Annotated in this window: 6 protein-coding genes and 1 pseudogene; 6 read left to right on the forward strand and 1 reads right to left on the reverse strand. The window is 61.9% G+C overall.

From position 1 onward, the window contains the following. The 6 genes and pseudogenes from AC1DWI_RS09860 to AC1DWI_RS09885 form a co-directional block, all read left to right on the forward strand. A pseudogene (locus AC1DWI_RS09860) lies at positions 1–416 on the forward strand (sugar kinase); the annotation flags it as partial. Between the two features lie 61 nt (positions 417–477). Then, complete coding sequence (locus AC1DWI_RS09865; RefSeq protein ID WP_477671044.1) at positions 478–1341, forward strand: cysteine hydrolase family protein; 864 nt, start codon at positions 478–480, stop codon at positions 1339–1341. A gap of 30 nt (positions 1342–1371) precedes the next feature. Next, positions 1372–2565: a nicotinate phosphoribosyltransferase gene (pncB, locus tag AC1DWI_RS09870; protein ID WP_477724755.1), complete on the forward strand. Its 1194-nt coding sequence runs from the start codon at positions 1372–1374 to the stop codon at positions 2563–2565. A 7-nt stretch (positions 2566–2572) separates the two neighbouring features. After that, a complete protein-coding gene (locus AC1DWI_RS09875; RefSeq protein WP_477724756.1) occupies positions 2573–4273 on the forward strand; it encodes an NAD+ synthase in 1701 nt (566 codons plus the stop codon). Positions 4274–4279: 6 nt separating this feature from the next. After that, positions 4280–5341: an NUDIX domain-containing protein gene (locus tag AC1DWI_RS09880; protein ID WP_477724757.1), complete on the forward strand. Its 1062-nt coding sequence runs from the start codon at positions 4280–4282 to the stop codon at positions 5339–5341. 3 nt (positions 5342–5344) lie between these two features. Beyond that, a complete protein-coding gene (locus AC1DWI_RS09885) occupies positions 5345–5821 on the forward strand; it encodes a nucleoside 2-deoxyribosyltransferase domain-containing protein (protein WP_477671048.1) in 477 nt (158 codons plus the stop codon). Positions 5822–5869: 48 nt separating this feature from the next. Here the strand turns inward: AC1DWI_RS09885 and AC1DWI_RS09890 are convergent, their stop codons facing one another. Further along, on the reverse strand, positions 5870–6766 hold the full coding sequence (locus AC1DWI_RS09890) for a dienelactone hydrolase family protein (RefSeq protein ID WP_477671049.1): 897 nt from the start codon (positions 6764–6766) through the stop codon (positions 5870–5872). Positions 6767–6939: the final 173 nt, after the last annotated feature.

Consider the following 6939-nt stretch of genomic DNA (forward strand, 5'->3'; position numbering starts at 1 on the left):
GTCATACCTCGGCGCTCTACGACATCGAGTTCCGCGGCGTGAAGGAGGCGCAGTCGTCTTCGGGCCTGATTGTCGCAACCGGGCTGGGATCGACGGCCTGGCTTAAAAGCATCATCACTGGCTCCATCGGTATCGCGCAAGCGGTGGGCTATGGGCGGGGTGACGAATACGAACCCATGCCGCGCGACACCGACCACCTCGTCTTCGCCGTGCGGGAGCCCTTTGCCAGCCGGGCCTCCCAGACCTCCCTGCTGTACGGAGAGATCGAGGAAACGGACGTGCTGACGCTGCGCTCGCGCATGCCGGACAACGGGGTCATCTTCTCGGACGGCATGGAGGCTGACTTCCTGCGTTTCACCGCCGGCATGGAAGCCCGCATCGGCGTCTGCGAGACCAAGGGAATCCTGGTGGAATAAAACCGGCCGCTGCTGCGAGAATCGGCGGCAGTGCACCCAATCAATCTCAACAGAGGACAGCATGAAGAAAAACATCCAGCTTTTGATCATCGACCCGCAAAACGACTTTTGCGACCTGCCGGCCGACTGGCTGCCCATTGACCCGGTGACGGGGAAAGCCACCTCGCCGGCCTTGCCCGTGGCGGGTGCCCATGCCGACATGCTGCGCCTGGCCACGCTGATCCGTGAAGGCGCGCCCGGCATTTCCGCCATCGGCGTGACTTTGGATTCTCACCACAGGTTTGACATCGCTCACCCGACCTTCTGGAAGACCGGCGCCGGCGCGGCCGTGGGGCCGTTCACGCCGATCACGGCGGCGCAGGTGCGCAAGGGCGACTACCTGCCCAAAGATGCGGCCATGCTGCCCAGAGCCCTGGCCTACATCGACGAACTCGAGCGGCGCGGCCGTTACACCCTGATGGTCTGGCCGGTGCACTGCGAAATCGGCAGCTGGGGCCACAATGTGCACCCCGCCGTGAAGGCTGCCTACAACAGCTGGGAAGACAGCCGCCTTGCCATGGTGCAAAAGATCGGCAAAGGCAGCAACCCCTGGACCGAACACTACAGCGCCATGCAGGCCGAGGTGCCGGATGAAGAAGACCCGGCGACGCAGCTCAACACTGCGCTGATCGCCTCGCTGGACCAGGCGGACCTGCTCATCATCGCCGGCGAGGCCAGCAGCCATTGCGTGAAAGCGACCACCGAGCACATCGTGGAAAACCTGCCGTCCGGCAAGACCGGCAAGGTGGTGCTGCTGACCGACTGCATGAGCCCGGTCGGCGGTTTTGAAGCGCAGCACCAGGCCTTCCTGGACGACATGGCCGGCCGCGGCGTGGTGCTGTCGACCAGCACGGAAATCCTCAAAGCCCTGCAAGCCAACGCCTGAGCGACGTTCTCTCTTCATCACAAAGCCACTATGCAACCCATCATTCAAAGCCTGCTGGACACCGACCTCTACAAGTTCACCATGTGGCAAACCATGCTGCACCGGCATCCGCAGACTGAGGCCGAATACAGCTTTGTCTGCCGTAACCAGCCGGGCTACCCCTTGAGCGAACTGCTGGCGGAGGTCAATGCGCAGCTCGACCATCTCTGCACCCTGCGCTTCCAGCCCGAGGAACTGGCCTACCTGCGTGGCCTTCGTTTCATCAAGAGCGACTTTGTCGACTTCCTGCGCATCTTTGAATTCCAGCGAGAGTTCATCAAAGCCACGGTCGACGGCCCCACGCTGGTGATCAAGGCCGTGGGCCCGCAGGTGCACACCATGGCCTTCGAGATCTTCGTGCTCGCGATCGTCAACGAGCTCTATTTCCGCCGCTCTGACCAGGCTGTCGCCCTTGTGGAGGGACGCAAGCGCCTGCAGGGCAAGATTGACATCCTGCGTGCCTTCGAAAAAGAACCCTCGCTGCGCAACCCCTTCGAGTTCTTTGACTTCGGCGTGCGCCGGCGTTTCTCGCGCGACTGGCAGACCGAAGTGGTCACCACGCTCAAACGCGAAGTCCCGCAGTATTTCAAAGGCACCTCCAATGTGCTGCTGGCCAAGGAGCTCAACCTGGTGCCCATCGGCACCATGGCCCACGAATACCTGCAGACCTACCAAGCGCTGGGCATGACGCTTCGCGACTTCCAGCGGGCCGCACTCGAAGACTGGGTGCAGGAGTACCGCGGCGATTTGGGTGTGGCCCTGACGGACGTCGTCGGCATGGACGCCTTTCTGGCGGACTTCGATCTCTACTTCGCCAAATTGTTCGACGGCCTTCGCCATGATTCCGGCGACCCGTTTGTGTGGGGTGAAAAAGCCCTGGCCCACTACGCCAAGCTGCGCGTGGACCCGCAGAACAAGCGCCTGGTGTTTTCCGACGGGCTGGACGTGCCGACCGCGCTCAAGCTCTACCGCGYCTTCGCCGGGCGCACCCAGACGGGCTTCGGCATAGGCACCAACCTGACGAACGACGTCGGGCTGACGCCGCTGAACATCGTGATGAAGCTGACCGGCGCCAATGCCAGGCCGGTGGCCAAGCTGTCGGACAGCCCGGGCAAGACGCTGTGCAACGACCAGACCTTTCTGGCCTACCTGCGCCAGGTGTTCCGTTTTCCTGCTTCGGTTTGAGGACAGCATGCTCAAAATCACCGCCGCCCAACTGAACTTCACCATAGGCGACCTCTCAGGCAATGTGGCCAAGATGGTCACGGCCGCCAGCAAGGCCTGGATCGACCAGTCCGACATCGTTGTCTTCTCCGAGATGTCGCTCACGGCCTACTACCCCGGCGACATGCTCGAAGAAGAGGGCTTTATGGAGCGCGTCGATTCGGCTCTCCAGGATCTGCTGCTGGCTTCCCRCCAGATTCCTAATCTCTGCTGGGTCATCGGCCTGCCCGCGCGCCGCGAAGCGCCGGGCAAGAAGCTGCGCAACTCGCTGCGCGTGATCAAGGGTGGCGAGGTGCTGCTGGAATACGCCAAGCAGTTGCTGCCCACCTACAACATCTTCGATGAACGCCGGCATTTTGAACCCGGCCAGGATGTGGCAAAGGTCTTGCGCATCCGGGATGCCAAGGTAGGCGTGCTGATCTGCGAAGACGGCTGGAACGATGAGGGACTGGATTATGCGATCAACCCCTTTGACCGCATGCGCGACGCCGCGCCCGACCTGGTGATTTCCATCAATGCCAGCCCGTCCAACATCGGCAAGCGTGAACAGCGTCACCAGATCTTTGGCGCCGCCAGCAAGCGCAACCAATTGCCCATCCTCTACGTCAACCAGGTGGGCGGCCATGACCAGCTTGTCTATGACGGTGCATCGTTCGCGGTGGAGCCCCAAGCCGGTGTGGTGTTTGAAGCCGAACGCTTCGCCGAAGACGTGACGACCCTGCGCTTTGAAAGCGGACGGTTCCTCACGCTGGCCGGGGATGAACCCGCCCCCGTTCCCGTGGAGGGACTGCCGACCATGGAGTTCTACCGGCGCCAGATCGTRCTCGGCCTGCAGGACTATGCGCGGCGCTGTGGCTTCACCCGCGCGGTGATCGGATCGTCCGGCGGTATTGATTCGGCGCTGACGCTGGCGCTGGCCGCCGAGGCCCTGGGCCCATCCAATGTGACGGCCATCACCATGCCCTCGCGGTTTTCGTCGGCCGGCTCGGTCGATGATTCTGAAGTCCTTTGCCGCAATCTGGGGGTGGAGCTGCTTCACCATCCGATCGCCGACATCGTGAACGAATTTTCCGGTGGATTTGAAGCCGCCTTCAGCCAGCCGCTGCACGGTATTGCTCTGGAGAATCTTCAGGCCCGTGCACGCGGCACCATCCTGATGGAATACTCCAACAGCTTCGGGCATCTGCTGCTGACCACGGGCAACAAGTCCGAGATCTCGGTCGGCTACTGCACGCTGTATGGCGACACCAACGGCGGCTTGGGCCTGATCGGCGACCTTTACAAAACCGAGGTGTTCGCCCTGTCAAGTTACCTCAACGAAGTCGCAGGCAAAGAAATCATCCCTCAGGCCATCATCGACAAAGCCCCCTCCGCGGAGCTGGCGCCCGATCAGAAGGACGTGGACAGCCTGCCACCTTACCCGGTGCTCGACGAGGTGCTCAAGCTCCTGATCGAAGGCCGGCGGCTGGCCGGGTGGGAGTACGAGAAAGCGTCCGCTTTCGTCGCGCAACTGCGCCGGCAGCCCGAGAGTCTCGCAATGATCGAACGTATCAAGGGCATGATCGCCCGCAACGAGTACAAGCGCCGGCAGGCCCCCCCCATCATCCGTCTGCGCGCGCGCGCCTTCGGCTCCGGTCGCCAGATGCCGATTGCCGCCAAATTTCAATAGGCTCTCATGACATCAAACCCTAAAAAACACGACGTCTCGATTTATATCGGGAGGTTCCAGATCTTTCACAACGGGCAGCTTGCGCTGCTGCGCCGGGCCCTGGAAGCGGCGCCGCTGTGCATCGTCGTACTTGGCTCGGCCTACCAGGCCCGCACGCCCAAGAACCCGTTCACCTGGCAAGAGCGGGCGGAAATGATCCGCCTGGCCCTGCCTGAGTCCGACCGGGACAGAATCCGGTTTCTGCCTGTGCGTGACTACTATGACCAGGAACGCTGGGTATCGGCGGTCAAGCACKGCGTGGCGGAGCTGGTGGGCGAGAAATCCGGGACATCCTTTGTGCTCGTCGGGCACTTTAAAGATGCGACCAGCGAGTATTTGAAGAATTTCCCCGGCTGGACACTTGATACCGTCGAATCGCAAGGCAGGATCGATGCCAGCGCATTGCGTGACGCTTACTTTGGCAATGCCGGCGCGGCGCTGGAACCGGCACTCGCCGCATTAGTGAGTCAGGCGCCGGCCAGCACCATCGCATTTCTTCGCACCTGGGCGGCCTTGCCTTACTTTCCTGAACTCGCACAGGAATGGGAGAGCCTCAGGCAGGAAAAGGCGAAGTGGGCCGGCTCTCCCTATGCGCCGGTTTTTGTGACGGTGGATGCGGTCGTGAAATGCAGTGACCGGGTATTGCTGATACAGCGCGGACGTTCTCCCGGCAAGGGCTTGTTTGCCGTGCCGGGCGGATTCATTGAGCAGCGGGAAACGGTGTATCAGTCAGCCTTGCGCGAGCTGGAAGAAGAAACCCAGATGCGCTTGCTGGAAGGCGATATGAAAAACGCCTTGAAAGCAGTCCACGTGTTTGACCATCCGGATCGCAGCTTGCGCGGCCGCGTGATCACCCATGCCCACTTCTTTGATCTGGGCTCGCGTCACCTGCCGGAAATCCAGGCGGCCGACGACGCGGCGGCGGCTGAATGGATTCCAGTCAATCAATTGACCTCCATGGAGGACCGGTTTCATGACGATCACTTCCACATGCTGGATTTCTTCTTCACGCTGACCGAGCGCATTTGAGAAATGCAGCTTGTCCTGCCACCCACTCGTCTTTCCACGCTGTCTTTTGACAAAGCCGTGTTCCTGGCGGGGTCCATCGACTTGGGAAAAAGCGTTGACTGGCAAGCGGAGCTGGCATTGTCTCTGGCGGACTGTCCAGGAACCTTGCTCAACCCTCGCCGGGCCCAGTGGGATTCAAGCTGGCAGGCGCAAGCCGACTTTCCACCGTTTCGTGAGCAGGTCGAATGGGAATTGAGCGCGATGGAAGCCGCGGGGATGGTGGCGTTTTACTTTGCCCCGCAATCCCAGGCTCCCGTCACTTTGCTGGAACTCGGCCTCGCGGCTCGCGAAAGAAAGGCGGTGGTCTGTTGCCCTCCGGGCTACTGGCGAAAGGGAAATGTGGACATCGTGTGTGCACACTACGACATCCCCATGGTCACTGCGCTTGAAGACCTCTGCCAGGAAATCCGAACTTATTCCATGGGCAAGTCAGGGACTTGATGAGCCCGGCCCCGCAGGGTTCCGGGCTTTTTTATGCCCGATCAAAACTCAGGGCGCCGTCAGTCCCACCTTGCGCACGAACGCATCCAGCGGCACCGACCACATTTTTCCGCCGTAGGTCAGCAGCAAATGCCCGTCATGTCCCTGAACCGGGCCGGTCTGGATGAACTGTGTATCGCTGCCACCGGCACTAAAAGCCTCGTGCCATCCGCGGGGCGCCTCGGCTCCCCAGAACTGGTCATTCTCGGCGTAGAGCCACAGGTTGGGCACCTTGACCAGCTTGCCGAGCTCGCCATAGGTTTTACCCATGTTCTCGGGCTTGCAACTCCTGGCCGGGGAGTCTTCCGGATTACCGCCGGAGCCGCCCGCGAAATTGACGGCGCCGACGACGCCCGGCAGATTGAGCGCCGCGACCGACACCGTCGTCATTCCGCCCACCGACTGCCCTTCGAGCAGCACCCTGTCCTTGCGCACCCAGGGCTGCTGCAGCGCCCATTGGTGCAACGCGACTACTGTCTGGCCCGCGTGGCTGGCCACACGCGTGAAGTCGGGGTCGCCGGTGCAAACCTTGCCGCTCCACCGGATGCCGGAGTCCTCCCTGTCGGTGCCCCCGGTATCCCCGTATCCCGGCCGTACCGGGGCAACCACGGCAACACCCTTGCGAAGCCAGTAGTTGGCGTGCCCGACCAGCACCGGATACTCAAGCTTGGCCCTGTCAACGCGCGACGGCGCCCGCCCGTGGGAAAAGATCACCAGCGGAAACGGACCTTCGCCAGCGGGCTTGTAGAGATGGGTGACAACCTCATACTGTTTACCGTCGATCAGCAGAGGCAGTTTGACGATCTGCGGCGGCACGCGCTCGGGCTGCTGCGCCCATGCGGGCATGCCGGTCGTCTGCGCCGCCCACACCATCCCAAACATCCACGCCAGTTTCCACCATCGCATGCTCAGCTCCTAGCTTGTTGCCGGAGCATTTTGACATGCGGAACGCACTTGCCTAGGAAGTGCTGAAGCGGTAGAGCGTGCGGCCCTGGCGGCTTTGTCCCAGCTCATGCACGGCGGAAGGAAATGCCGGCACATTGGGTGCATTGGGGTACCCTTGCGGCTCAAAGCACAGG

The sequence above is a fragment of the Polaromonas sp. P3_C2 genome (assembly GCF_056402675.1).

Coding starts and splice junctions, on each gene's coding strand:
- AC1DWI_RS09865 (WP_477671044.1), top strand. CDS start 478: ATGAAGAAAAACATCCAGCTTTTGATCATCGACCCGCAAAACGACTTT.
- AC1DWI_RS09890 (WP_477671049.1), bottom strand. CDS start 6,766: ATGCGATGGTGGAAACTGGCGTGGATGTTTGGGATGGTGTGGGCGGCG.
- AC1DWI_RS09885 (WP_477671048.1), top strand. CDS start 5,345: ATGCAGCTTGTCCTGCCACCCACTCGTCTTTCCACGCTGTCTTTTGAC.